Annotated in this window: 32 protein-coding genes; 12 read left to right on the forward strand and 20 right to left on the reverse strand. The window is 47.7% G+C overall.

Annotation, left to right across the window (positions count from 1 at the left end; translation table 11 throughout):
* The first annotated feature begins 2 nt into the window (after positions 1-2).
* Together tatC and Q9R36_RS09915 are read left to right on the forward strand one after the other, a co-directional pair.
* On the forward strand, positions 3-734 hold the full coding sequence (tatC, locus tag Q9R36_RS09910; RefSeq protein WP_148973425.1) for a twin-arginine translocase subunit TatC: 732 nt from the start codon (positions 3-5) through the stop codon (positions 732-734).
* Between the two features lie 73 nt (positions 735-807).
* Complete coding sequence (locus tag Q9R36_RS09915) at positions 808-1,152, forward strand: DUF3243 domain-containing protein (RefSeq protein ID WP_009792203.1); 345 nt, start codon at positions 808-810, stop codon at positions 1,150-1,152.
* 401 nt (positions 1,153-1,553) lie between these two features.
* Here the strand turns inward: Q9R36_RS09915 and Q9R36_RS09920 are convergent, their stop codons facing one another.
* The 4 genes from Q9R36_RS09920 to Q9R36_RS09935 all read right to left on the reverse strand — a co-directional run bounded on the left by Q9R36_RS09920 (position 1,554) and on the right by Q9R36_RS09935 (position 4,306).
* A complete protein-coding gene (locus Q9R36_RS09920) occupies positions 1,554-2,426 on the reverse strand; it encodes a cation diffusion facilitator family transporter (RefSeq protein WP_148950526.1) in 873 nt (290 codons plus the stop codon).
* A gap of 254 nt (positions 2,427-2,680) precedes the next feature.
* Positions 2,681-3,142 carry a GNAT family N-acetyltransferase gene (locus Q9R36_RS09925; protein WP_009792205.1) on the reverse strand — a complete coding sequence of 154 codons (462 nt, stop codon included), beginning with the start codon at positions 3,140-3,142 and terminating at the stop codon, positions 2,681-2,683.
* A 37-nt stretch (positions 3,143-3,179) separates the two neighbouring features.
* Positions 3,180-3,659 carry a DUF4367 domain-containing protein gene (locus Q9R36_RS09930; protein WP_253616253.1) on the reverse strand — a complete coding sequence of 160 codons (480 nt, stop codon included), beginning with the start codon at positions 3,657-3,659 and terminating at the stop codon, positions 3,180-3,182.
* A gap of 119 nt (positions 3,660-3,778) precedes the next feature.
* Positions 3,779-4,306 (reverse strand): acyl-CoA thioesterase, encoded by a 528-nt coding sequence (locus Q9R36_RS09935; protein WP_009792208.1) that lies wholly within the window; start codon positions 4,304-4,306, stop codon positions 3,779-3,781.
* A 199-nt stretch (positions 4,307-4,505) separates the two neighbouring features.
* Between Q9R36_RS09935 and Q9R36_RS09940 the strand changes: the two genes are divergently transcribed.
* Together Q9R36_RS09940 and Q9R36_RS09945 are read left to right on the forward strand one after the other, a co-directional pair.
* Entirely contained in the window at positions 4,506-5,093 is a 588-nt protein-coding gene (locus Q9R36_RS09940; RefSeq protein ID WP_253616252.1) for a TetR/AcrR family transcriptional regulator, read from the forward strand.
* Between the two features lie 76 nt (positions 5,094-5,169).
* A complete protein-coding gene (locus Q9R36_RS09945; protein WP_253616251.1) occupies positions 5,170-6,111 on the forward strand; it encodes an SDR family NAD(P)-dependent oxidoreductase in 942 nt (313 codons plus the stop codon).
* A 783-nt stretch (positions 6,112-6,894) separates the two neighbouring features.
* Here the strand turns inward: Q9R36_RS09945 and Q9R36_RS09950 are convergent.
* Positions 6,895-7,836 (reverse strand): magnesium transporter CorA family protein, encoded by a 942-nt coding sequence (locus tag Q9R36_RS09950; RefSeq protein ID WP_240684363.1) that lies wholly within the window; start codon positions 7,834-7,836, stop codon positions 6,895-6,897.
* 191 nt (positions 7,837-8,027) lie between these two features.
* Here Q9R36_RS09950 and Q9R36_RS09955 point away from each other — a divergent pair, with 191 nt between their 5' ends.
* Both Q9R36_RS09955 and Q9R36_RS09960 read left to right on the forward strand, forming a co-directional pair.
* Positions 8,028-8,294, forward strand: coding sequence for a hypothetical protein (locus tag Q9R36_RS09955; protein ID WP_022543355.1), 267 nt, complete (start codon positions 8,028-8,030; stop codon positions 8,292-8,294).
* A 54-nt stretch (positions 8,295-8,348) separates the two neighbouring features.
* Positions 8,349-9,041, forward strand: a complete 693-nt coding sequence (locus Q9R36_RS09960) for a TrkA C-terminal domain-containing protein (RefSeq protein WP_253616250.1) — start codon at positions 8,349-8,351, stop codon at positions 9,039-9,041.
* A gap of 3 nt (positions 9,042-9,044) precedes the next feature.
* On the opposite strand, the gene Q9R36_RS09965 is transcribed toward Q9R36_RS09960, so the two are convergent.
* The 3 genes from Q9R36_RS09965 to Q9R36_RS09975 form a co-directional block, all read right to left on the reverse strand.
* Positions 9,045-9,578, reverse strand: coding sequence for an RNA polymerase sigma factor (locus Q9R36_RS09965; protein WP_224950953.1), 534 nt, complete (start codon positions 9,576-9,578; stop codon positions 9,045-9,047).
* A gap of 82 nt (positions 9,579-9,660) precedes the next feature.
* Positions 9,661-10,098 carry a DUF1284 domain-containing protein gene (locus tag Q9R36_RS09970; RefSeq protein ID WP_094768151.1) on the reverse strand — a complete coding sequence of 146 codons (438 nt, stop codon included), beginning with the start codon at positions 10,096-10,098 and terminating at the stop codon, positions 9,661-9,663.
* A 51-nt stretch (positions 10,099-10,149) separates the two neighbouring features.
* Positions 10,150-11,475: a polysaccharide biosynthesis protein gene (locus Q9R36_RS09975; protein WP_253616249.1), complete on the reverse strand. Its 1,326-nt coding sequence runs from the start codon at positions 11,473-11,475 to the stop codon at positions 10,150-10,152.
* 247 nt (positions 11,476-11,722) lie between these two features.
* On the opposite strand from Q9R36_RS09975, the gene Q9R36_RS09980 reads away from it, so the two are divergent.
* The 3 genes from Q9R36_RS09980 to cotJC are packed head-to-tail and all read left to right on the forward strand — an operon-like array spanning position 11,723 to position 12,779.
* Positions 11,723-11,938 (forward strand): spore coat associated protein CotJA, encoded by a 216-nt coding sequence (locus tag Q9R36_RS09980; protein ID WP_035401830.1) that lies wholly within the window; start codon positions 11,723-11,725, stop codon positions 11,936-11,938.
* Positions 11,931-12,197 carry a spore coat protein CotJB gene (locus Q9R36_RS09985; RefSeq protein ID WP_022543351.1) on the forward strand — a complete coding sequence of 89 codons (267 nt, stop codon included), beginning with the start codon at positions 11,931-11,933 and terminating at the stop codon, positions 12,195-12,197. The genes Q9R36_RS09980 and Q9R36_RS09985 overlap by 8 nt, the downstream gene beginning before the upstream one ends.
* Positions 12,198-12,209: 12 nt before the next feature.
* Positions 12,210-12,779: a spore coat protein CotJC gene (cotJC, locus tag Q9R36_RS09990; protein WP_009792220.1), complete on the forward strand. Its 570-nt coding sequence runs from the start codon at positions 12,210-12,212 to the stop codon at positions 12,777-12,779.
* 45 nt (positions 12,780-12,824) lie between these two features.
* On the opposite strand, the gene abc-f is transcribed toward cotJC, so the two are convergent.
* The 3 genes from abc-f to Q9R36_RS10005 form a co-directional block, all read right to left on the reverse strand.
* Positions 12,825-14,708 carry a ribosomal protection-like ABC-F family protein gene (abc-f, locus tag Q9R36_RS09995; protein ID WP_253616248.1) on the reverse strand — a complete coding sequence of 628 codons (1,884 nt, stop codon included), beginning with the start codon at positions 14,706-14,708 and terminating at the stop codon, positions 12,825-12,827.
* Positions 14,709-14,891: 183 nt separating this feature from the next.
* Entirely contained in the window at positions 14,892-15,026 is a 135-nt protein-coding gene (locus Q9R36_RS10000; protein ID WP_009792223.1) for an RAxF-45 family protein, read from the reverse strand.
* 26 nt (positions 15,027-15,052) lie between these two features.
* Positions 15,053-15,187, reverse strand: coding sequence for a hypothetical protein (locus Q9R36_RS10005; RefSeq protein WP_262383060.1), 135 nt, complete (start codon positions 15,185-15,187; stop codon positions 15,053-15,055).
* A gap of 108 nt (positions 15,188-15,295) precedes the next feature.
* Between Q9R36_RS10005 and Q9R36_RS10010 the strand changes: the two genes are divergently transcribed.
* A complete protein-coding gene (locus Q9R36_RS10010) occupies positions 15,296-16,015 on the forward strand; it encodes a tryptophan-rich sensory protein (protein WP_311225043.1) in 720 nt (239 codons plus the stop codon).
* A gap of 240 nt (positions 16,016-16,255) precedes the next feature.
* Here the strand turns inward: Q9R36_RS10010 and Q9R36_RS10015 are convergent, their stop codons facing one another.
* The 5 genes from Q9R36_RS10015 to Q9R36_RS10035 all read right to left on the reverse strand — a co-directional run bounded on the left by Q9R36_RS10015 (position 16,256) and on the right by Q9R36_RS10035 (position 19,802).
* A complete protein-coding gene (locus Q9R36_RS10015) occupies positions 16,256-16,888 on the reverse strand; it encodes a response regulator transcription factor (RefSeq protein WP_009792227.1) in 633 nt (210 codons plus the stop codon).
* Entirely contained in the window at positions 16,881-17,924 is a 1,044-nt protein-coding gene (locus Q9R36_RS10020; protein ID WP_101551791.1) for a sensor histidine kinase, read from the reverse strand. Before Q9R36_RS10020 ends, Q9R36_RS10015 begins: the two co-directional genes overlap by 8 nt.
* Positions 17,921-18,661 (reverse strand): cell wall-active antibiotics response protein LiaF, encoded by a 741-nt coding sequence (liaF, locus tag Q9R36_RS10025; protein ID WP_009792229.1) that lies wholly within the window; start codon positions 18,659-18,661, stop codon positions 17,921-17,923. The genes Q9R36_RS10020 and liaF overlap by 4 nt, the downstream gene beginning before the upstream one ends.
* Before the next feature lie 124 nt (positions 18,662-18,785).
* Positions 18,786-19,433, reverse strand: a complete 648-nt coding sequence (locus tag Q9R36_RS10030; RefSeq protein ID WP_148973405.1) for a PspA/IM30 family protein — start codon at positions 19,431-19,433, stop codon at positions 18,786-18,788.
* A gap of 24 nt (positions 19,434-19,457) precedes the next feature.
* Positions 19,458-19,802 carry a lmo0954 family membrane protein gene (locus Q9R36_RS10035; RefSeq protein ID WP_009792231.1) on the reverse strand — a complete coding sequence of 115 codons (345 nt, stop codon included), beginning with the start codon at positions 19,800-19,802 and terminating at the stop codon, positions 19,458-19,460.
* A 211-nt stretch (positions 19,803-20,013) separates the two neighbouring features.
* Here Q9R36_RS10035 and Q9R36_RS10040 point away from each other — a divergent pair, with 211 nt between their 5' ends.
* A complete protein-coding gene (locus Q9R36_RS10040) occupies positions 20,014-20,514 on the forward strand; it encodes a hypothetical protein (protein ID WP_253616246.1) in 501 nt (166 codons plus the stop codon).
* A gap of 15 nt (positions 20,515-20,529) precedes the next feature.
* Here Q9R36_RS10040 and shc read toward each other — a convergent pair whose 3' ends face one another.
* A complete protein-coding gene (gene shc, locus Q9R36_RS10045) occupies positions 20,530-22,416 on the reverse strand; it encodes a squalene--hopene cyclase (RefSeq protein WP_306009510.1) in 1,887 nt (628 codons plus the stop codon).
* Positions 22,417-22,564: 148 nt separating this feature from the next.
* On the opposite strand from shc, the gene Q9R36_RS10050 reads away from it, so the two are divergent.
* Entirely contained in the window at positions 22,565-22,717 is a 153-nt protein-coding gene (locus Q9R36_RS10050) for a hypothetical protein (protein WP_009792235.1), read from the forward strand.
* A 293-nt stretch (positions 22,718-23,010) separates the two neighbouring features.
* Here the strand turns inward: Q9R36_RS10050 and Q9R36_RS10055 are convergent, their stop codons facing one another.
* The 3 genes from Q9R36_RS10055 to Q9R36_RS10065 all read right to left on the reverse strand — a co-directional run bounded on the left by Q9R36_RS10055 (position 23,011) and on the right by Q9R36_RS10065 (position 25,487).
* On the reverse strand, positions 23,011-23,820 hold the full coding sequence (locus tag Q9R36_RS10055) for an Fpg/Nei family DNA glycosylase (protein WP_306009509.1): 810 nt from the start codon (positions 23,818-23,820) through the stop codon (positions 23,011-23,013).
* Between the two features lie 59 nt (positions 23,821-23,879).
* Positions 23,880-24,782, reverse strand: a complete 903-nt coding sequence (locus Q9R36_RS10060; RefSeq protein ID WP_306009508.1) for a phosphotransferase — start codon at positions 24,780-24,782, stop codon at positions 23,880-23,882.
* Positions 24,783-24,872: 90 nt separating this feature from the next.
* Positions 24,873-25,487: a YflT domain-containing protein gene (locus Q9R36_RS10065; RefSeq protein ID WP_009792239.1), complete on the reverse strand. Its 615-nt coding sequence runs from the start codon at positions 25,485-25,487 to the stop codon at positions 24,873-24,875.
* Between the last annotated feature and the right edge of the window lie 25 nt (positions 25,488-25,512).

A 25,512-nucleotide genomic window follows, 5' to 3' on the forward strand; every position in this document is an offset into this window, starting at 1 on the left:
CAATGAAAACCGATGAGCAAACACTTGTTGAACATATAACCGATCTCAGGAAAGCAATCATCCGGTCACTGATCTTTTTCCTATCCTGCTTTATTTTGTCGTTCGTGTTCATTAACAAGCTGCTCCCCCTCCTTTCCCAGGAATATAAGCTGGTCATGCTGGGGCCGCTGGATGTGGTGAGGCTGTACACCGGGATTGCCGGCTGCATCAGCCTCGGCCTCTCCCTCCCTTTCATCGCTTACCAGCTGTGGATCTTTGTGAAGCCGGCATTGACTGAGAAAGAAAGCAAAACCACCGTCATGTACCTTCCGGCCATCTTTTTAAGCTTTGCCGGAGGCATTGCATTCGGGTTTTACATCATCTTCCCTACCGTCTACCGGTTTCTGATCAATTTGGGCAATCATCATTTTGATATGATGATCACAGCGAGGGAATATTTTTCATTCATGATGATGTCCACCATTCCATTCGGCTTCCTGTTCGAGGTGCCGCTGATGCTGATGTTCCTGACCACCATCAATATCGTCACACCAAAGCAGTTAAGCTCGATGCGCAAGTATGCCTATCTCGTACTTGCAGTCGTTTCTGCCTTGATCACACCGCCTGATCTGTTTTCGCAGATGATCGTCCTCATTCCGCTGATCGGATTATATGAAGTCGGCATCCTGCTGTCAAAGCTGTCATTCCGCAAAATCCTCAGGCAGGAAGCAGCACTGCAGGCAACAGAGGTTTAAAGCCTGCTAGTTTAAAAGACGAATGGGCGAGGTATTGAAGAATCATAGACTTCATCACACGGAGGGATCAGGAATGTCAGAACAAAACCATATGGTAAATGAGAATGGCGAACTGAACGAGAATAATATTGAGGATACTGTAAGCAGAATCTCAGAAGACAAGGCAGCGGATATCTTAAGCAGCTTTGACGAGTTCCGAGGCTACCTGGCGGAGCGGATCGAGCTTGGCAAGAAGATTGGTTTAAATGAAGAACAGCTTGCCGCTACAGCAAAAAAGATCGCAGAATATCTTGCTCAAAATGTCGACCCGCAAAACCGTGAGGAAAAACTGCTGAAGGAATTATGGAAAGCCGGAAACGATGAAGAAAAAGAGAAACTGTCACATCTGCTTTTGAAATTTGCGGATGGGGCTGCTTGATAGACCAGGAAATTGTTAGGACTGCTTAATAGATTAGGATAATATTTTGGATGGGGCTGTTTAGTAAAAATGAAAAATGGACCCTCTTTGGTTCATTGGCAGACAAAAGGAGGTGCGGAAGAGATTTTCCGCACCTCCTTTTTTAAGTCTGTTTGGATTAATTATTGGAAGTTATGGCTTTTGCCCAACAATGTTCAAAGAGCCTGTTGATTGGAGTGCAAGGCACGTAGACTCCTGCGGGAAATAGCGGAAGAGTTGAGACCCCACAGGAGCTTGCTCCGAGGAGGCTCAACTCCGCCCCGCGGAAAGCGAAGTGCCTGGAACGGAAATCAACAGCCCCATCAAACCAGGATCCCCCTTAACGATAAAAAAGAGACAGTCTAAACTGCCCCTTCCTCCCCTTAATTAGGCTCCACATGAACATGGACATCGTAAACCCCGTGATCCTTCATCAGCACTTTTTCCACATGTGTGGCGATATCATGCGCTTGCCTGATATCCAGGGTTGAATTGACCAGGATGACTACATCCAATACTTCATTATTGCCGTAATTCCTTCCCTTGATTGCTTTAATGCCCTTTACGCCGGGCACCTTCAGGATTTCGTCGCTGTATGTGAGGAGCAAATTTTCATCAAATCCGTCGGAAAGGTCATGTGAGGCCTGTATGAATATATCCCAGGCAGTCTTGCAGATCAGCAGCCCGACAATGATGGCTGTTACGGTATCAAGCCAGGGCATTTTCAATTGCGAACCAAAGATCCCGATGGCCGTACCGATACTCACCCAGGCATCGGATAGATTATCCTTCGCCGCAGCCATGACGGCTTTGCTTTTAATTTTATCAGCCAGCCGCTTATTATACCGGTAGACAAAATACATGGCTAGCGCTGAAAAGATGCCTGTATAGGCCGCGATGATATCAGGCGGCGTTTCTTTGCCTCCATCAAAAATGGAAGCTGCTCCTTCTATTAACACCTGCAGTCCGACAGCAGCCATGATGAACGAAGCAACCATGGAGGCGATCGTCTCGCTCTTCCAATGGCCATAGCCATGATTCTGGTCAGGCGGCCGCTGCGATATCTTCAGTCCGATCAATACGGCGATAGATGCGATAATATCCGTTGTATTATTTAAACCGTCTGCCTTCAGGGCAGCCGAGTCACTTATATATCCTACTGCGAGCTTAAGGACCGAAAGGCATATGTAAGCGATGATGCTTATGATGGCCCCGCGCTCCCCAAGCTTCAGATCCTTATACTTTTGTTCTTCCATCCCGGACCTCCTTTTTAGCACTTGACTATAATAGCAGGCAGGAATCGGGTGGGTCTAGAGCAATCTTATTGTGTCCCCTTAACTAATTAAGAAGCAAGCAAGTAAGTTGGCTGGAGGAAAATTAACTGCGTGCAGAAAAAAAAAGCCGCCCAGTATACTGGGAGCTCCAGAAAACACACAAAGCCTTGCAGCCGCCTTGTGTGAGGTTAGTGTCTCTATCCTAACATCATCTTTACAAAAACATCTCGGAATTTTTAGAGCAGCAGCTCCAATTCTCCTTTATTTCCAGTGAAGCCAGCTTTTCTGTAGAGCGGCTCGCCGTCCTGGGAAGCATGGAGCCAAACCCTCTTGACTCCCCTGGCCCTGCATTCATCCAAACATTCCTGCAAAAGCCTCTTCCCAATGCCAAGTCCGCGGAATTCCGGCAGTGTATACATGTTCAGAATATAAGCTTCCACTCCTTTAATGTTCCCCGGATAAGGAGGCCTTCGGAAAATAGCAATCCCGCTGGAGGCTGCCATTTTTCCATCTCTCTCCGCGAGATAAGAGATAAATTCCCCGTTAGCTAAAGCTACTTGAAGATAATCCCTTGTTGCCGCGGAAAGTATGTCTTCCTCTTTAGGCGATGCCAGCTCACCCAGCTCTTTTAAGAGAAGAATCCTTAAATTTAAGATACTCTCAATATGCTCAGTTGAAGCCTTTATGATAACTTCCAATTCAACCCCTCCGCTTAACCAGCTTCCTAAATTTATCTTAATTAAAAGACTCTGCCATCTTGATCATCTGGGTTCGACTGACTTCGCCAGGCGTCAATAATGGTATATATGTAATTTGATAGTGGATGCCTTCATCCTCCCAGTACAGAATCCTTTTATCGCCATCATCTGGAATAAATAAGCCTTCCAGGTCTCCGATTCGGACCTCTTCCTGCTTTAACCCTTCCTGGTACTCAAATTCTTCTTTTTTAATGACCAGCTCCACGGTGTTTTTGTTTTTATTCATAAAAGTCAATTCCACCTGACCAACACCGTCTGAATAGGTTTCCCATACTTTCATGTCAGGGAAAGGCATTCTTTCCGGCAGCTTGATTGCCATCGGCAGCTTATCCCGTTTTAGCTGCTTCGTTTCCTGAGTGTAGTCGTATTCATGCATATTTCCCCTTGCATACGTCCAGCCGCCGCCCGCTGCTGCCAATAAAAGAACAACAAGAACTAAAATTCCCCGTTTATTCAAGCTTCTATTCTCTCCTTCAATATAGACTTTTCCTATATTCTACCATTTCCTTTCTTCCTTTTGCTCTAATCTTGGCAAAAAAAAGAAGCAGCTCTTCCAGCTGCTCCTTCGTGTGCCGGTCATCCCCTGTCCCGCTGCCAGGGAAGGTCTGCACCATATTTATTTGCCCGCGCTTCGCTGTCTTTCCGGCGTTTTTTGCGGATTTCGAGGCGCTCCTTGGCTGATTCATGAAGACTTTTCTCTTCTTCTGTTTCCGGGACAACCTGCGGCACTGCAGTCGGCTTGCCCTGATCATCTATTGCGACAAAAGTCAGGAATGAGACGGCGCAGACATTTCTCTCTCCTGTAATCAGGTCCTCGGCAATGACCTTGACGAAGATTTCCATTGAAGATCTTCCTGTATAAGTGACGAAAGATTCCAGACAGACGGAATTGCTTTCATAGATCGGATGGAGGAAATCGACAGAGTCAGTAGAAGCTGTCAGGACATTCATCCTGGCATGGCGCATAGCCGAGATGGCTGCAACATCATCAATATAGGCCATCAGCCTGCCGCCAAATAAAGTTCCATAATTATTTGTATCCGGCGGGAGCACAATGCTCGTTTTAACGACAAAAGACTCCCGGCAAAATTTTTTATTTTCCATGATAGTACCCCTTTGCAAAAATAAACTTATGTATCCATCTTATCAGATTCCCTCTTTAGCGGCCCGGGAATCCTTTTCTTGTGTGAAGTTTTAATAAAAACTGGCTGCTTTTTATTAATATGGTTGAAAATTCCTTTTTGAATGCATATAATTTAATTAACCACTGTTCAATAAAATATATTCAGCAAAGGTGATCATCATGTCTCCAAGAAAATCTGCCCAGTCTGAGCTGACAAAAGAAGCAATCCTGGACGCCGCAAGAGAACTATTTGTATCCCAAGGCTACAGCTCCGCCTCTATGAGGAAGGTGGCCCAGGCCCTGAACTGCAGCCATGGCGCCCTTTATTATCATTTTAAAAATAAAGCTGATCTTTTCTACGGAATTGCGGAGCAGGGGTTTGAAAAATTAAATGCCCTGCTGAAGGAAATCATGGGCCGCACGGGGTTGTCCGATGAAGAAAAGCTGTTTGAGATCCTTCTCGGCTATATCCGTTTCGGATTGACCCATCAAAAGCATTATGAAGTGATGTTTCTGATCCGTGACGAAGAACTGGACTGCTATATGCAGGAAGCTCCTTATGAAAGCTACCGGCACTTTGCCGAAGCGGTTGCCGCCCTTCTTTCAAAGCCGCCTGCTGCCCAGCAAATCTGGTCCGCTTTTATCAGCCTGCACGGATTTGTCACCCACTTCAGCCGCTCAGAGTCTGAGTTTGAGGAAACACAAAATCTTGCCCGCACACATGCGCGCTTTATCATTGGCGGATTAGAGGCTGCAGCTAAATCATAAAAAGAAATGGAATCCATTTCTTTTTTTAAAACGAACAATTGAACACTGGTCAATAAATGAAAGGGAGAGAATTATTTTGAAAACTGCATTAGTATTAGGCGCTGCCGGCGGAATGGGCTATTCCCTCACGGAAGCGCTGCTTAATAAGGGCTTTCATGTCATTGCTGCTTCAAGATCGCTTGAAAATCTGGAAAAACTGCGCAGGATTCCGGGGATGCTGCCTGATATCATCGCATGCGATGCCATGGACAGGGCTCAGGTAAAGAAGGCCGTTTCCCAGGCAGACCTTATTTTTCACAGCATCAATATCCCTTATCAGGAATGGGGCAGCCTATCTATCATCATGACCAACATCCTCGAAGAATGCCGCATCCAGAACAAGCCTTTCATCTACACAGATAATATCTATGCTTACGGCAGGCAAGCATCCCCTGTCAATGAAAGTGCGGTTAAGAATCCGCATACGAAAAAAGGCAGAATCCGCCTGGAGCTGCTTGAACAGATCCGGAAGTCAGGCACCCGCTACATCATCGCCCATTTCCCTGACTTCTATGGCCCTGACACAAGCAATACCCTGCTTGACTATACGTTTAGGCAGGCCATGGCCAAGAACAAGGCAGGCTTTCTCGGCAAAACTGATCTGGAACGGGAATTCATTTTTATTAAAGATGCCGCGGAAGCACTGGCAGAGCTTGCGCTGCATGAGGAGGCATACGGGGAGGACTGGAATATTCCCGGATCCGGCACCATCACCGGAAAGGAAATCGAAGCAGTCCTGGCCAGGTACTTCGGAAGGCCAATCAAGCTGTGGCCCATCTCACGCTGGATGATCCAGTCCATTGGCCTCTTTGATCCCTTCATGAGGGAATACGCCGAAATGATGTATCTGAACGAAACGCCTGTTATTCTGGATGGCTCCAAATATGAACGCCTGATTGCTCCTATTCCAAGGACTCCTTATAGCGAGGGGATAACCGCGGCACTGCGGCAGCTCGAGTCCCAGCCCGCTGCACGATAATAATGAGATGGCTGCTCTTGGCTGGCAGACTTTTGGTTTTGCAGGGTGAACTGAGAACTTCTGATGATAGATCATGAGATTTAGAGGGTTCAGTGTGGATTTGAAGCTCTCTACTTTAGAAAATGTGGCTTCAGAGGGTTCTAGTCCAGCGAACTAAGATCCCCTATTCTCGAAAATGTGATTCAGAAGGTTCTAGTCAACCGAACTAAGACCCTCTATCCTTAAAAAAGAGATTCAAAGGGTTCTAGTCGAACGAACTAAGACCCCCTATTCTCGAAAATGTGATTCAGAGGGTTCTAGTCAACCGAACTAAGACCCTCTATCCTCCAAAATGTGATTCAGAAGGTTCTAGTCGAACGAACTAAGACCCCCTATTCTCGAAAATGTGATTCAGAGGGTTCTAGTCAACCGAACTAAGACCCTCTATCCTCCAAAATGTGATTCAGAGGGTTCTAGTCGAGCGGACTAACACCCTCTATTCTTAAAAAAGAGATTCAGAGGGTTCTAGTCCAGCGAACTAAGACCCTCTATCCTCCAAAATGTGATTCAGAGGGTTCTAGGCGAGCCAACTATGACCCTCTATCCTCAAAAAAGAGATTCAGAGGGTATTAGTCGGGCCAACTAATACCCCCTATCCTCCAGAAAGACATTCAGAGCCCCCAACGACTTCATCAAAGACCCTCCATTTCCCAAAAGAAATCACGTCCATAAAAAAAATCCCTCCAGGCAGACATTTTCCTACTGTCTCCTGAAAGGGATCACACCTCCATCCAAAGGCGCATCTTATTTAAAAAACGAATTCTTTTTCCTGCCTTTAAGAATATCGCCCATCCAGCCTTTGCTGCGCAGAATCATATAGATGCCGATGGTGGAGACAATCATGAGGACGATGGCGAATAGATAACCCCATTTCCACTCCAGCTCCGGCATAAGCTTAAAGTTCATTCCCCAGATTGCCCCGAGAGCGGTTATTGGTGTAAAGAGGGTTGTAAGCACGGTGAGTGTCTTCATGATTTCATTTCCCCTGTGGGCAGAAACAACTTCTTCGATACTGACTAGTGTCGCGATTTCCTGCTGGTATTCCCTGATCAGCATCAGGGCCCGGTCCGTCCTCTTGGCGGTCCGCTGATATTGCCTTCCTTCTGCTGCAAAATCGCCAAATGCCTCTTCTGCCGCAATTTTCAGTTCCTGGAAAGGCACCGTCAGGTTTTTCCAGACAAGAAGCTCATGGCGGGATTCATAGATTTCCTCAAAGGTGCTGAGGCTGTTTCTTTGCTTGACCTTCCAGAGAAGATCGTTCAGTTTTTTCTCATAACCATCTATCTTCGTTAAATTGGAGTCAAGTATCTGCCCCAAAAAGACAAAAAAACCTTCAATAGCGTTATCCGCATCGTCCATCTGCTTCAGGAGCAAATCCTCACGGACAGATTCAATCGCATCAAATTTAAAATTAACGGTAATTAAGAAATCACGAGTTAGAAAGAAATGAAAAAAATTGTAATCCTTCTGGTCCTCCAGCGTCTGCTGGTAGATCAGGGAGCCGCGGATATGCTCCCTGCCAGGGATCAGTGTATCCATTTGGAGGCAGTTCGTATCATTATCGCTCGACGAGTCCCTCCACTCCTTGATTGATTTTTCAAAATGTACCTCATTCAAACTCAGTGATTCATCTATAGTATCAAAATTATGCCAAGCCCATTTATTATCATTCAATTTATACTTCATATTATCCCCCGCCTTTCTTTTCCTGTTTCCCTGCTCAAAGGCTTCCTTAAACCAATTTAGCAAGGAAGCGGATAAAGGTTTTACCAGTTTCTCCAAATACTGATGCTGCGGGCCGGGTTTGAGCAGGGTTCAAAAGGGTACATATAAAGCAAGTCAAATTTAAATCATTTTTTAAGGAGGAGCTTTTAACCATGAATACTCGTCCATTGAATTCGTATATCCTTGCCGGAGTCGGCATCAGCAGTATCCTCTTGCTGGCTTTGAAGAGCAGAAAGAGAATCCAGACATTTACAGTGAATGTTACAAACAAAGTACTACCTTCGAAAGCGAAGAACCACCGGGTGGTACCTGTTGAAAAAGGCGGGCATCCAGATCCATATGATGTCCAGGATAATAAAATGGTGGATGAAGGATCCATGTACGCTGTAAATTACTACAACGAGAAAGAGCAGGCCTGAAGCGATTTTTATCCTTCAGGCTTATTTTTGTCCAGAGGAAATTAGGGGGATATTATGGCCTATCTGTTTATTTTTATTTATATTTTAATCATTCTGGCGGTCATTGAGATCAGTGCCCTGCTCTTTATTTATACAGGGCTTGATAAGCAGATCGCCCGCTTTCAGGTTATATCCATGATGACCGGGACCGGGTTCACGACCGGGGAATCTGAGCTGATCCTCGAGCACCCATTGAGGAGGAAGATCTGCGCCTTCCTGATATTATTCGGTGCGTTCTCCCTTGCCGTCATTATATCAACCATAAGCAGCATTCTGTCAGACGACTTCCTTACAAAGGAAGTCGGTTATATTGCCGCCGCACTTTTCTTGATTATCCTTATATTAAAAATGCCGTCTGTCAAAAACAAATTCATTGACTGGCTGAAACACGATGTGGAAGAGCATTACGACTTTACTGATCTGCCTATTAAAGATGTCCTTTTGACAAATGAAGACGATTATATTTTAAAATATCCGGTACTGGAGGATTCTCCGTTCGCCGGCAAAAAACTGAGTGAGATCATAGATCCCGAGAAGGATGATGTGGTTGTCCTGTATGTCAGCAGAGGCGAAATTACGATCCGGAAGGAATGCCTGTCCACTGAAATACAGGAGGGTGATGATATAGTCGTTTACGGGGATGAAAAAACCATCAAAAAAACCTTCGGGGACGATTCAGAAGGAAAAGAGGTCAAAAAAGAGGGCTGACATCTACTCGCTGCCCAGCCTGGCTTTAAGCCTTTCTTTCCCTCTTTTCATTCTTGTTTTGACAGTGGACATCGGCGCATCCACTTCAGCGCTGATTTCCATCAATGTCCGGTTATGATAGTAGAATAGCAGAAGCGGATCCCGGTACATATCCGGCAGTGAGCTTATCGTTTCCACCATTTCCTCACGTTCGGATTTATGGAGGAATTCCTCCTCGGGCTCCGGGCTTTTTTCTGCTTCCATGGGATATTTATAAGCTTCTTCTTCCCAGAATCTCTTTTCCTTTTTCTCTTTTCTCCAGAAGTCTCTGCACTTATTGATGGCAATCCTGTACAGCCAGCTCCTGAATTTAGCTTCTTCCTTGAAGGCCGGAAAAGCGAGGAAGGCAGATATCAGAACCTCCTGATAAAGGTCTTCTGTCTGCTCTTTATGGCGAATCAGCGAATAAATATATTTATAGATAAATAGTCCGTTTTCCTTGATCAGCTGGTCAAAACGGCTGTGGCCGTTTGTGTTTTCATGATATTGGGGCAGCATGCTTTCTTCTCCTTTCCCCATTTGCGTTTTCATTTAATAAACGCATAAAAGGAATGCCTCCCCTACAGTTTTCAAAAAAAAATTATGTCATTGACTCATGCCTGTACTTTTCCCTCAAGCGGGAGATTCCCTCCTTGCATACTCCATAGGGAAGCCATGAGCAGCCTTCACATAAATAATCCAGGTCATCCGGATGGACCTTGGCAGCTGTCAGGCTGAGCAGCAGATGCTTATCATATTCCCTGTTTTCCTCTATGCCAAGATGCTCGATCACCTTTGCATCCATGGACAGCACATGGGTGTTAGACCCTTCGCTTGCCTCGCAAATCACCTTTCCCTTATGCGGGCATGCCTGGCAGGCGTGGTCGAAATCAGCCACTGCCTTTATCCGGAATTGCTTGCGGTCATTGCGGATATCCTCCACAATTTCTGCCATATTTTCAACGAATCCCTGACTGTAGCCCATCCCGCGAAAACCGTGGACACATAATAAATGGTGGCCTCTGAGCGTTCGATCCATAAGCTTCTCTCCCTTCCACCTATCAATTCTCCATTGTGCTGGAAAATCCTTTTAGAGAATCCCCGGCCTGTCAGCCTTAAGAGTCCAGAAGGTGATGCCGATTCTTTTGCATATGGTCAGGTAATGCATGAATGTCAGCAGCATAATCCCTGTATTCATGCCGATGATAATGCCGTCCATCCCAAGCCTCCCGCCGAGGAAATACATGATCGAAAACGAAACGAGCGTGGACCAGACAGTATGGATAAAAGCATCCTTCATCAGACCGAGTCCGATCAGATAAGCCTGCATGGGAATGACAAAATAATGGAGCAGGAAATAAGGGCACAGCAGCATCAGATATACAGCGGCATCCGAGGAATGGAAAAATGTTTCTGTCAGCGGCTCCGCAAAGAAATAGATGGCAGCAGCTGCAGGAATGCCATAGATGGCCGTAATCAGCATCACCTGCTTCAGCAGCCCGATGAGCACACCCGTTTCGCTGCGTGCCTGGGCCTTGGACACTGCCGGAATCAGCATGATCAAAAAGGAATGGGCAATAAAAGCAGGAAAAAAGCCGATGGCCATGGCGATTCCCGTCAGCATCCCAAATTGCCCGAGTGCCATCTCCTGGCTGAGGCCGGCCTGCACAAGTGCAGCTTTTATCAAAAATGGCTGTATGGCATGTGTAAAAGAATGGAATACACGCAAAGCAGTTGTCGGTATGGACACAGCCATCAAATTCTTCCTCACCGCCGCCCCCTTCAGGCTTTCCGAAGGACGTCCCTTCAGCTGATGATACTGAATAAAAAACACATGAAGCAGATACAGGAAAATGACGATCTCACTGCCGATGAACGTACAGATGGCGACCAGCATCGCTGTTTCTGTATTAAAGTCAAAGAGCTGATACAGAAAAACAAGCAGCAGCAGCTGGACCAGCTTCCGCACCAGGCTGGTGTAGGCGATTTTACCCATCTCGTTCTTCCCCATAAAAAATCCGCGGGCAATCGATGAAAAAGAAATGATTGGGATCAGGAGGATGACCAGCCATCTGAGCAGCGGAGAGAAGTGCTGGAAAACCGGGACAAAAGGCAGAATGGCGATCGCGGCAAGAAATAGCACCGAGGAAAAAACGATGGTCAGCCTGATGGCATGCCCCAGCATGCTCCGATGATATTTTTCTTCTTTTTCCGCGACGAATTTAGAAACGGAAATAGGCAGCTCAAAACTGGCAAGCAGCATAACAAGGAATATCGTCGGAAGAATCGACATATACATCCCAAGCCCCTGTTCGCCCAATTCCCGTGCCAGCACCATATTGACCAGAAATTCTATGCACTCCCCCAAAAAAGAGGCAATCACCAACACGAGTGTTCCCTTTAAAAACGAATTCATTGTTCAGATTCTCCTTGTCTCTCGATCTTTGGCCGGCAGCCATACTTTTAAAAGATATGAGACAAGTCTATGAATTATTATCCTCATGCAGGATTACGCTGGTGATTCCGCTTTTTAACAGGAAGGAGCCTGCCTTCCCGTTCGCATCAGTTATATCCTCCCATTTTCCGCATAAGATGAAATGACGAGTTTTATCCTGAAGGAGGTTAAAGGCTTGAACTATCAGAATGAAGTGCATTTTACCCCCATGAAAGCCTATAGTCCCTACCACAGCCCTTATGATCCCTGCCCGCCTTTGAAAATCAAATACTACAGTACACCGCCTCAATTATATATGCATTTTCAGCCGCCGAATCTTGAGCAATTCCCGCCCCACGAAGCCCTGATGAGGGGAACGCTCTGGAAGCCTCTCTATGATTATTATGATAATCCTTATAAGAAAGGAATCCATGGCCATGGCTAAACAGATGGGCAGTGACTATTACCAGCTGATGCATGAGATTCAGGCTGCCGATTTCGTGCTTGTGGAGCTGACATTATACCTCGATACTCATCCCGGCGACAGGCAGGCTCTGCAGCAGTTCCAGCAGTTCTCCGACTATTCACGAAAACTGAAGAAGCGATACGAAAAAGAATTCGGGCCGCTCCTGCAATTCGGGGTCAGCAACAACCCCGGCGACACCTGGAAATGGAGCCAGGGACCCTGGCCCTGGCAAGTATAAGGAGGATCCTTCATGTGGGTTTATGAGAAAAAACTGCAATATCCAGTGAAAGTAAGCACATGCAATCCGACATTGGCGAAGTACTTAATCGAGCAGTACGGCGGAGCAGACGGCGAGCTGGCGGCTGCCCTCCGCTACTTGAATCAGCGCTATACCATCCCGGAAAAAGTGATCGGACTCCTCACAGACATCGGAACAGAGGAATTCGCCCATCTTGAGATGATCGCTACTATGATTTACAAGCTGACCAAGGACGCCACCCCTGAACAGCTGAAGGAAGCGGGTCTTGGCGAGCATTATGTTAATCACGACAGTGCACTGTTTTATCATAATGCCGCCGGTGTCCCATGGACCGCCTCCTACATACAGGCGAAAGGGGACCCGATTGCCGACCTGTACGAGGATATCGCGGCAGAGGAAAAAGCGCGGGCAACCTATCAATGGCTGATCGACATTTCTGACGACCCTGATCTGAATGACAGCCTCCGCTTCCTGAGGGAAAGGGAAATCGTCCACAGCATGCGCTTCCGTGAAGCGGTGGAGATCCTGAAGGATGAGCGTGATAAAAAGAAGATATTCTAATAGATCCAAAATGAAGAAGCCGGATCCTCATCCGGCTTCTGTCTGTTATGAAAGGCATTCTTCCAGCTTCCTATACAATTCTTCTCTTCTTTGTTCCAGCTCTTCTTTCTCCCTGAACATATTTTGCAGGGCAGACAAATCCTTTTCAGCCTCCAGTCTGCCGTCCAGTGCAGAGATTTCCGCTTCTATCAGCATAATGTCTTTTTCGGTCTGCTCAGGATTCTCACTGCTCACCTTTTGGACTGCACGATGCACTGCCGGCTTCTTTTTCGCAAGCTTTTCTTTTGTAAAGGACGCCTGCTTTTTTTCTGCCTTCTTCCCCTTAGCCCAATCATAGCTGCCAGCAAAGGTAAGCAGCTGCCGGTTTTCAATCCAGCTGATCCTGGTGAACAGCTTATTCAGGAAATAGCGGTCATGCGAGACTGCGAGAATGGTCCCTTTATAGTCCTGCAGCGCCTCCTCCAGCACCTCCCGGGATTCAATGTCGAGATGGTTTGTCGGTTCATCCAGAATCAGAAAGTTGATATCCTGGTACATCAGCTGGGCGAGCCGCAGGCGCATTTTTTCACCGCCGCTCAATTTGGACACCTTGCGGAAGACCGCATGGCCGTAGAACAGGAAGCCTGCCAGGATATTACGCGCCTCCCCTTCTGCCACAGAAACCTCATTCCGGAATGCTTCAAGGACGGTTTCATCTTCCGAGCCAGGCTGGATATGCTGCGAAAGATAGCCTATTTTCACATTGCTCCCAATCCGCACCTCCCCTGCATCTGCCGGCACCTCGCCGAGGATCATTTTTAAGAGTGTCGACTTGCCGCTGCCGTTGCTGCCGACAATCGCTGTCCTTTCCTGAAACTGGATATGGAGATGGGCATCTTCAAAAAGCGTCTGACTGCCAAAATGCTTGGAAGCCCCTTTCACCACCACTACATCCTTGCCGCTCCGCTGGGCAGAATCAAGTTCCATATTCATTTTCTTCCGGTTCAGGATGGGACGGTCGAGCTTTTCCATCCGTTCAAGCGCTCTTTCCATGCTTCTCGCCCTTTTGTGTAGCCCTTCATTCGGCGGGTTGGCCTGATTGGCCCATTCACGCAGGCGTTTGATGGCTTCCTTCATTTTCTTGATTTTCTTCTGCTGCTCTTCGTACTGCTGGAATTCCCTCAAAAGCCTTTCTTCTTTTTCTTTTACAAATCCGCTGTAGCCGGTCTGATAAGAAGTGAGCTCCCCATCTTCAAGGTCAAAAATCCTGTTGGCGATTTCATCCAGAAAATAGCGGTCGTGGGATACAACAATCACCGTTCCATCGTATTCTTTTAAAAATACCCCCAGCCACTCTACCGCATCGATATCCAGATGATTAGTCGGCTCATCGAGCAGGAGGAAATCAGGATTTTGCAGCAGGGTGAAGCCAAGTGAGACTTTTGTTTTTTCCCCGCCGCTCAAGGACGAAAAGCTTTTGTTCAGTAAATCCTCAATCTTCAGGCCTGATGCCACCCTGGCCAGACTTGCCTCCATTTCATAGCCGCCGCCGTGGGCAAATTGCTCCTGAAGCACGCCATACTCTGCGATATACCGCTCCAGCCTGCTAGCATCTTTTTCCTCGGCCATTGCCTGCTCGCACTCTTTCATCTTCCTCTCAACCATTGTCAGTTCCTTGAATGCCTGAAGGAGTACATCCCTGCCTGAAAAATGCTCAGGATATTCAGGGATCTGCGAGAGATAGCCAATCCTCGTGCCTTTTTTCCAATGGACCTGGCCTTTATCAGGTGTTTCGATGCCGGCCAGCAGTTTGAATAAAGTTGTCTTGCCGCTGCCATTCCTTCCTACAAGGCCGACGCGGTCCCCTTCATGAATTTCAAAAGCCACTTCCTCAAAGATTGTTGTGCCTGCGTACATTCTTGCTATATCATTTCCGCTGCATGCGATCATTTTTCATTTCCTCCAAATTTCAGTTATTTTTTTGCATAATAAAAAGCCATGGGAAAAATTCACCCATGGCCCTGCTTTTATGACAGACCCGTCCTGATAGCAGGACAAAGCCAAAAAAAAGGGGAGCATCCATAAGAAGCTCCCCTTTTGCCCGTTCATAAATAAGCGGATCAGAGATGTTTCTCACCGTTTTGTTTTCCATATGAAGCTGCTGAAAATGGACAGACTTGTCCCGTTAACAGCAGCTTCATGAAAAATTGCACGGCAGATCGACAGGTATGACATCCAGTCTCCGCGCAGCAAAACAGCGTTATTCATCTCTTCTCCACCTCCCTTTGATATAGTTAGCTATATTCTACCGTTGTCAGAATCATTTTGCAAGCCTGATTATTAGGGGTATACATTCCCTTGTGCAGCAGTAGCTGACCGGCCACACCCGGCTGGAGCATGATATTGAGGGCTTTTTCTTTCTTTTGCATAGATCAGCGCTCTCTCCAGTGGTTATCTTCTCCCTCTGTGAGGAATAAGGTAAATAGGCAGCTGGTGCCTGCCACCATGCTCAATCTATAGAGAGAGGAGAAATATTGATGCTTCGTACCATCCTGCATGTTATTTTCTTTTTACTTGTTGTGGGCGTTAATATACTGGCAAATGCGCTTCCCTTGAATGGGCAGACCACCGGGGAAATCTCGGACCGGCTCGATGTGCTGTTCACCCCTGCCGGCTATGTATTTTCAATATGGGGACTTATTTATATACTGCTGGGGATCTGGGTACTGAGGGAATTTCCAAAGGACCGGCGGAACCTTCCGCTTTATGAGAATACCAGCTTGTTCTTTATCCTCAGCTGCCTGCTGAACAGCGCGTGGATTTTTGCCTGGCATTATGAATTCTTCCTTGTATCAGTCCTGCTGCTGATCGGACTTCTGCTGGCTTTGATCTTTCTTTATGTCCGTCTGCAGGCTGCCAGCCCATCCTTCTTCGACAGGCTGCCCTTCTCCGTTTATCTCGGCTGGGTCAGCGTCGCAGTGATTGCGAATATCAGCTATTATCTCGAGTATATCGGCTGGAACGGCTTCGGCCTGCCGGATGCCGCCTGGACAATCATCATGCTCTGCGTGGCTTCAGCCCTAGCCATCATATTCCGGATCAAAAACAGCGACCGCATATACCCGCTCGTCTTTGTCTGGGCCTTCATCGGCATCGCCGTCAGAAACTGGGGTGATCATGCTGCTGTATCTTATATAGCGCTGGGATTGGCAGCGGTTATCTTGGTTTTTGCAGTCATTCCTTTTAAGAGGGATTGATGAAAACTCCTGCCCGGTGGTGGGCAGGAGTTTTGTTTGGCTTTCATATGGGGCCGCTGATTTCCGTTCCAGGCACTTCGCTTTCCGCGGGGCGGCGCTGAGCCTCCTCGTCGTACCTCCTGCGGGGTCTCAGCTCTGCCGCTGCAATCCCGCAGGAGTCTGCGTGCCTTCCACTGCAATCAGCGGGCTTTCATTACCTTTTTCAGCATTAAAACCTAGCCAGGCAGAACAAACCTCCAATTAGTTCGCCAGCGAATGCTTAAACGCATAAATCACAGCCTGTGTCCGGTCCTGGACCTGAAGCTTGCTGAGGATATTGCTGACATGCGTCTTCACTGTCTTTAAGGCAATAAAAAGCTCATCCGCAATTTCCTGGTTCGTCTTCCCTTCTGTCATCAGCAGCAGGATTTCCATTTCCCTGCTCGTGAGCTCTTCATGGGGAAGCACAGTCTGCTTCTGCCGCATTTTCACCATCATTTTTCCTGTGACCTCAGGCTCGAGCACGGATTGGCCATGGAAAGTTGCTCGGACCGCATCGGCAATCTCGCTTGCCTTCGAGGTTTTCAGCATATAGCTGGATGCGCCTGCTTCAAGTGCCGGATAGACCTTTTCATCATCCAGGAAGCTTGTCACGATAATCACCTTTGCTTCCGGCCATGCTTCAATGATTCCCCGTGTTGCCTCGATCCCGTCCATTTCCTTCATCACCAGGTCCATCAGGATAATATCCGGCCGGAGCTCAAGGGCCAGATCAATCGCCGTCCGGCCGTTATCCGCTTCCCCGATCACCTCGATATCCGGCTGGGCGGAAAGATAGGAAGATACACCGATCCTAACCATTTCATGATCATCCACAAATAATACTTTAATCATTCTCTTCACCCTCACTCTTCATCATTGGCACCTTCACTTCAAGGCGCGTTCCTTTATTCTTGAGGCTGATGATTTTCAGGGAGCCGCCGATCTCCACTGCACGCTCATACATATTCTGCATGCCATATGAGCCTGCCTTTGTTTCCTCGACGTCAAATCCGATCCCGTCATCGGCAATCCGCATGATGATCAGCCCGTCCCGCTGGATCAGCAGCACTTCAAGCTGGGTCGACTTGGCATGGCGCAGCGTATTGGAGACAGATTCCTGGAGGATCCGGAACAGATGGTCCTCGACTCCTTTATCCATCAAAAACTCTTCAACCTTCCACTGGATTTTCATGGTGACTTTCTGGGAGAGCTCAAGCAGCAGCTCTTCTATGCCCTCCTGCAGTGTTTTTCCCTTCAGGGCGGCCGGACGCAAGTGGAGGAGCAGGGCGCGCATCTCAAGCTGGGATTGATGGATCATCGCTTCGACCATCTTCAGCTGCTTGGTTTCCCTGTCTTCCTGGATCCGTGTTTCATTGATGGCAGACATCAGCATGGAGGCCGCGAACAGCTGCTGGCTCACAGAGTCATGAAGCTCGCGCGCCAGCCGGTTGCGCTCCTGGGAAATGATTTCCTGGATCCGGCTTTCCAGATCCTCTGCCTTTTCTGTCGCAAGCTTCTGCGAAATCTTTGCCTGCTCCGAAATCTGCCGCTGGATTTTGCCTACCCTCATCCATAGGGGCTGAAGCTCTGAAGGGGTGTTATCATCATGAAGGCTGATGGCCCTGCCTTCCTCCAGCTGGTAAAGCCAGTCGTCAACCGTCTGGAGCTGTTTTTTCCTGTAGATGCCGGATACAAGCCCAGAGAGAATGCCGATTGCCGCACAGATGCTTGCTGCAAACAGGAGAAAGGGAATATCCATGATCTCCCGTTCCCAAAGCCCGCTCCAATCGGCCAGCGGAAAGACGGTAAAATAGGAAACGCCAAGAAAGATGGACACAAGGAGAGCAACCGACAGTCCTAACGCAATCTGCCGCTGGATTGTCTTCATACACGCTTCACCTCGATATCCCCAACAAGGAGCGAAGTAAAGATCTTAATCTTCTGCTCTGCTTCTTCATAGCCTGGTGTTTTGAACTGCAGTGTCTGATTGAACATCTGCGGCTCTCGTTTATCAAAAATACCGGCAGATCCGGCAATCACAGAATGATACACATTCACTTCGAGATCATACGGAACAAGGATCTGTATATTACCGATAAAATTGCGGATGAATATGACCGTCTCCCCTTTTGGGAGCACCGTATAGCTCAAATCGATGATCGTATCGCCGATGCCGGCCTGGATATTGATGTCGCTCCATTCATATACATGCTCAGGCGTTTTCTGCCGCCCGAACAGAATGTTTTCAAAAAGCGGGCGCCCTTTGATGATCTCTTCACTCGGCTTTGAATCAAAAGGATCTGCTTCCTTGATGACCGGCCTGATACGGTCGGCGTCCCGTTTGGACTGCGCATATTGGATGACAAAATGGATCAGGATGGCCAGCAGGAAAAATTTGAAGGTCATCATATTGAAGACACTGATGACAAAGAAGGCAAGTCCTGCCCAGAAGAGGATTTTTCCGGAGCTGTGGGGAAGGCGTTTCCTTCCGAAATACACCATTCCAATCGAAACCAGAAGGGAGAAAATCAGCCCGTGATTAAAAAAAGATACCTCCAGAAAAAGGACAAGGGCACCAAGCAATAGAATCCAGCTGATATATTCGCTTTTGATTTTTTTAAGCATTGATCATTTCCTCCCTTCATGATGACTGGCGCATGATGTACGCGATTCTCTATTGTAAGCTGTTTCAGCATAATGGCGAAAAAAGGCGCAGGAACTCTACGCCTCTTTAGAATACCAGTTTGTTTTATGAAATAGAATGAGTTTCTTTCTTTTTCATATCTTTTTCAAGCTGGGCGATTTTTGAATCGATTGTGCTCTGATAGTAGGCATCGTTCACCTTCTGCTCAAGCCGGTCAAGATATGACTCGATATTTTCAAACCTTGATTCAGCTTTGCCTGATTGGGAGCTGCTGTCAATCACCTGGTCCATCTTGCGGTTGGCCCTGGTCACATTTTCCCTTCCCATGAGCTCAAGGCGGCGGATATGCATATCCTTCAGCTTATGCTTCATATCTTCATATTTTCTTTCCAGCTCAACCAGCTGCTGGGAAGCCTGCTCGAGGGCCTGCTTCAGCCTTACAGCCCGCTCTTCATATTGAAGCTGTTCCTGGACTGCAAATTGGGATAATTCTGTCTCCCCTGCCTCTGAAGCAACTTCTGCCTGGCGCTTGCGCTTTTCAGCCAATTCAGCCGCTCCCTTATATTCTTTTGCAAATTCCTCTTTCAGAGAATACTGGCGCTCAAGGAGCTTGCGGACTTTCTCTGTTTCCTGCTCGCATTGGCGCAGGTACTGGTTAAGAAGTGATACCGGATTCTTCTGCTCTTTCTGGTCCATTGCCTCGTGCAGATCTGCCATGATGGTATTTTTCAGTCTGGTAAATAAGTTTGCCATAATAATCTCCCTTTCGTTTTCAGATTAATATTGATTGATTTTTGACCATTCTTTTTCAAAGTTAGTGAATGGATCCTGGTCTTCTTTGACAAATGTTTTCTTGTCATTCCACTTTTTATAGATCACATAAAGGATGTAAGCAGCGGCAATTCCGAGGATAGCCGGAATATTGGAGGCAGCTGCCGTGAGGGCGAACACCCCGACAATGCCCCAGCCGATTTTTGCCCCTGTTGAATCAGCCTTCAGGAACTGCTTGAATACGAAGTATAGAATCAGCAATGAGATGGCCAGGCCGATCATCGGCCCCAAATTGGATAGAAGCACCAGCCCTGCGATTCCCCCTGCTAAAAGTAAGCCAAATTTTTTCATGTACGTTTCCTCCTTTCATGTTTCCATCTTACCTTTCCAGCCAAAATCCTATAACGAGCCTGAGCTTTATTTTCATATAGGACCTGGGGCTTAGGAGCTGGTCAGACTTTGCGGAAGGCGTAAATATTGGAAGGGGAAAACCTGTTATTGTGCTGGCAGGAAGGGTAGATAAAGGAGGAATTACAATTGAGACAATCAGGAGGACACCAATGTGTTTGGCTTCGATGATTTTGTAAAGTTTATGCAGGCATTTTTTATTGTTTTTCCTATCGTGACACTCATCCATGTGGCCGGACATGTTTTTTTCGCCGGAATCTTTGGAGGGAAGGGCCTTAAAGTCATTATCGGCTGCGGTAAAAGTTTATTTTCTTTTAAATACTTTGAGATAAAGCGGTTCTACTTCTGGTATAGCGGCTGTGAGTTCCAAAGCCTGAAGTACGAAAATAAAATCAGCCTCTCTTTTATATATCTTGGCGGCACACTCTTCAACATGATCAGTATCTTTCTTATCAACTACCTGATCGGCTCAGGCGTACTTGAAGCATCTTTGCTTTGGTACCAATTTATCTATTTCTCTTTTTATTTTGTGTTCTTCGCTCTATTCCCGATGGATTTCCCTGACGGCAATCCAAGTGACGGCAAAGCCTTTTACCGGATTATCAGAGACAAGAAGGTTGATTCTACTGATGATTGCCAATGGAAGGTTGAATAGATAAAGCCCCGGATTTCAGTCCGGGGCTTCACTTTTTTCTATATAATGGCTCAAGGCCAGGAGCGGCCATATACAGCGGTAGCTGTGGTAATGAATATAAAAGAAATTGGCCATCCCCTGACCCATTGGATAATCGGCAGTCCAATCCTTGCGCTTGCCTTCCCTCACCAGGAAGGCAGCCCCTTTCCTTGCTGGCGTGCTATCCGCCATGCCGGCAGCAGCAAGGGCATCAACGGCCCATGCGGTCTGGGTGAGGGTGCTTTCCTTCAGCGGGATATACTTTTTCTCCATATCGCTCCGGCAGGATTCTCCCCAGCCGCCATCTTCATTCTGGATGGACAAAAGCCAGTCGATCCCTTTTTTCATGCTTTTATCCTCTAATGTGACACCAACAGCCGCCATTCCGGTTACTGCCGCCCAGGTTCCGTATATATAGCAGATTCCCCAGCGGCCATACCAGGATCCATTCGGTTCCTGATGCTTTTTGAGCCACTTGACCGCTTTTTTGATAGGCGGAAGAGAAGCATCCGAATAGCCGGCCTTGCCAAGGAATTCAAGAGTCCTCCCCGTCAGGTCGGCAGTTGAGGGATCGGTCAGGATAAACTCTGCTCCCTGGATGGGAAGGAGATGCAGCAGCTTCTTATCGACATTCCTTTCAAACGCAGGCCAGCCCCCGTCCCTGTTCTGCATAGACAGTGTCCAAAGAAGACCCTTTTTCCATATATCATCATAATGCGGCTTTTCCCGGGCAGGCTGGTAAAGGCTTCTCAGGGCGGCGGTTGTGTCATCCACATCAGGATTGATTGTATTGAAACGCGAAAATCCCCAGCCGCCCGGCTCTGCCTTTGTATTATGGACAATCCAGTCCCCAAACCGGCGATGCTGCTGGCCCGCCAGATACTGGTTGGCTTTTTGGATGGCATTCTCTTTCGGAGGGACGCCTGCTTCCTGAAGGGCATGGCTGATCAGTGCTGTATTCCAGACAGCAGCCGTTGTATATTGAATATGCGTACGGCCGTCGGCTTTTACAGTCATCCGCTTCAAGCCGGCAACAGCATTTCTGATCGCGGGTTCCTCCGGGCCGCCTCCCAATGCCAGCAGAGCAAAAATCATATAAAATGTGCTGCTGAAATAATTATAAAGCGTCCCGTCCGGCTCTGTATGCGACTGCATATATTCCCTCGCTTTTTCTATCGACCATGCCCGGATCTGACGCGGAATGCCCACAAGCGCCTTAACCCCGGCGGCAAGAAAAGAAGTTAAGCTCCTCCATTCTGCACTCCTCAGCTCCGGCCATGGATCATCATCATCCCTGACGGATAAATCGCCAAGATCCGGGCTCAAGGCCGTCTTTCTGCTGAATTTTTTATTGCCCAGAAGAATGACCGGAATCAGATTGGAGCGGCCAAAGACCGAAATATCATACATATTGAGCGGAAAGCTTCTCGGCAGGAGGATCACTTCCATCGGGACCGGAAAAAGAATGGGCCATGGATACTGCCCTGTCAAGGCAAGCATGATTTTCGTATACATTCCTGCCTTCTTCAGGCCCCCTCCTTTTGTAATAACCCTTCTTGCCTTCACCAGAGCAGGATGATTTTTCTCATAATACCCTGAGTAGAGGAGCGCGTAATAGGCCTCAATCGTTAGTGAAAGGCTCCCTTCATAATGGTCATGGAAAAGCCGCCATGCCCCGTCCTTTCCCTGCCGGCTCAGGATTCCCTTTGCCAGCTCTTTGATCAGCTCTTCCTCATCCTCTTCCTCAAGCATCCGCAAAAGGACAATCATATAAATATCGGTCATGCACCCTGTATCAAAAGGATGATTCCAGGAACCGTCCGGTGTCTGCTCACTTAAAAGCTGCTGCTTTAACCGTTCAATTTCGCTTTTCACCAGCTGCATGCAGCCCGCCCCCTTATTTCTATTCTTCATAAATATGTATTCAGGAGAAGCCTGTCAGATTCTGAAGCAGCTTATGGCCGATAGGCAATATCTTTCATGCCCCTGCATATAGTTCAGTGAGGACAACTATAAGAAAGGGGGAGGACATATGCTTCTTTCATGGATCATTACTGCCGGCTTTATCCTTTGCCTGGGGCTAGTTGGCGGCATGTTCATCCATTATCTGCGTGCCGCCATGCACACCCATGATTCTGTTACGGTCGACCCGGCGCCGGAGGAAACTAGTGAGGAAATCAAATAAAGGGGCAGCTCGACATATGGTCCAGCGCCGAGCTGGATGATGCAGGTCTTCAGGGCGGCGAAATAGGCTGTAAGCTGGACTTGGTAGATTATCTTTTCATTTGATTAAAAAAGAAGGAAATTCGGTAGATTATTCCGCGAATTGATCGAAAAAATCTTTAAGCTGGTAAATTAACCGGCTCATCAATTAGAAAACGCCAGCCTGCCTTAAAAATCGGGCCGCCAATTCATGTAAAAACATAAAAAGCCCAAGGACCTCCTCCCTGGGCTATTTTTACGCATATAAAAAAGAATTCACGACTGGCAGCCTGGACAATAAAAGGTTTTCCGTGATGAAATTTCTTCCTTTACGATCTGTGAGCCGCAGCGGAGGCAGCTTTCCCCTTTTCTGTCATATACCATGCAGCGTTCATTATAACCGCCGGTTATCAGATCGCCTTTAAAAAGCGGCTCATCCATATAGCCTCCGCTCTGGATTGCGTTTGCAAACACTGTTTTTATTGCCGAATACAGTCTGCTCTTCTCCATTTCGCTGAGCTCCTCGATTTTCCTCATCGGCAAAAGCCCGGCCTGGTGGCAGATTTCATCTGAATAGCAGTTGCCGATTCCTGCAATGAAATGCTGATTCACAAGCGATGTCTTGAGCATTCCGCGCTTTTTCTCCAATAACTGGGCAAATGAGGCTGCCGTAAATCCAGGATCCAGAGGCTCGGGTCCAAGTTCTTCAAAATCTTTCTCGAGCTCCTCAGCAGAAAGCAGATGCAGGTAGCCGAGCCGCAGGCCGATGAAGTACAGCTTCCGGCTGCCAAATGACAGGATCACCTGCTTTGTCCTGTCAGGATTATCTTCGTCATTGCCAAGATACATCCATCCTCCAAGCATCAGATGGAGGAGAAGATTTTTTCCGGAGCTGAGCCGGAAGATCAGATGCTTTGCGCGCCTATCGATGCTTGTGATTGTGCTGTTCTGCACCTGCCTGGTAAATTCTGCCGGCGGAACATTGATAGATTTTTCTCTGTTGATTTCGGCCTCTGTGATCATAAGCCCCGTCAGCTGACGGCCCAGCAGCTGGCGGTAGGTTTCCATTTCAGGAAGCTCGGGCATAAGATGGCCCCCTTTCATATAACTAGTATGAAATGAAAAGGGGATCTTCATGTACCGGTTCAGTCAGCCAGCGCCAGGGCCAGGCTGTCACTTGCAGCGCCAACTAGAACTGCATCCCCGCGGTCATGGGCATATACCGCAAGCAGCAAGGCTGTATAGATGCCTTTGAATCTTGCGAGATCCCTTGCTTCGGGCCCAGGTTCTCCATATGCCCCAAAAAACTCTTCCCTGGCATCCGGCCGGAGATAGCTGTACGCAATGGAAAGGTCAATGCTCGGATTGCCGAGATGAACATCGCCCCAGTCAATGATTCCGCTGATTTCCCCTTCAGGATCGGCCAGGATATTTCTTATATGCAGATCGCCGTGCACAAGAACTGGATCACATTCCACTTTTATGGGTATGGCTTTTTTGATATAAGAAAAAAGGCTTTCTTCCTCCTTAAGGATTCCAGCCGCTTTCCCTTTTTCTGCGTACTCTTCCATCTTCACGAGCCTTGTTTCCATATCAAGCCTGTTGTATGTATCAAACGGGACGCCAAGTTCCTTAGCTCTTTTAACGGGAAAAGAGTGGTGCTGTTTCAGGAATTCAGCCAGCCTGATGGCCGACTTCGTCCCGCCCGGCCCGGCTGGAGCTGATCCGCTGATTTTTCTGTATCCGGAAAAAAACCACGGATAGCCTTTATCAGGTTTTCCGCTAAATACCGGCACAGGATAATCGACTCCGGCAGCAATTCGGAGCTCAGGCAGTATCCGGCTTTCTGTCTTCAACAGCTCTTCTGCTGCCGCTTTCCGCGGAAAGCGGAATACATATTCATCATTGACTAAAAACACTCTGTTATCAAAGCCTTCTCCAAAGTGCTCCACCTCAGCAGGCGCCAATTCGGGAAACTGGCTCAACAGGAGTTCCCTCGCCTCAAGGGGAGCAATGGACACTTCTCCATTCCATAGCTGATTCTGCATATAGATCCCCCTTTTTTCTTAGTTATACTACTGGCCGCTCCGTTTTTCAACATAAGGAAAAAGGCACCCTTTGCAGCGGGTGCCCTTTCTTTAATACATTTTATTGTTGTCGACCTTCATTCTGTCTTTTACAATTTCCGGGTCATCTGAGACAGGCGACCTTGTCCCTTGAGGGGGAACATAGACGTTGTCGACCGGCATAACTGGTTCATTGTCCGGCATGCCAGCTTCACCAGGATTCATTTTCTGCTCACGCAGCTTGTCCGATCTGCCGTCAACAAACACCAGTATTTTGCCTTCCTTGATTTGGCCGCTGTAATGCTCGGCATCATCTTCCGGAATCCCCATACCGACGAGGGCTCCTGTAAGCCCTCCAAGTCCGGCTCCGGCAGCTGCCCCTGTGAGCGCTCCTGCAAGGGGTCCTGCGGCGAGCACCGGACCGATGCCCGGGATGGCAAGGGCTCCGGCTCCTGCCAGCAGTCCTGCAAGTCCGCCGAGCGTACCTCCGGCAGCAGCTCCGGCAGCAAGGCCTTCTTCCGCCTTCGTCCCTGTCTGCTCTGTTACTGCTTCCACGTCATCATCATTTTTCCCTACCACTGAAATATCCTTTGTGTCATAGCCTTGGGCCCTTAATTCCTCTACAGCTTCAATGGCTTCACTTTGTGTATCATAAACGCCTACTATATGCTTCTGTTCTTCTGCCATTATCTTTTGCCTCCTTAATTAGCTA

Source organism: Bacillus sp. AG4(2022) (assembly GCF_031844465.1).
In the GTDB taxonomy this organism is placed as follows: Bacteria; Bacillota; Bacilli; order Bacillales; family Cytobacillaceae; genus Bacillus_AB; species Bacillus_AB infantis.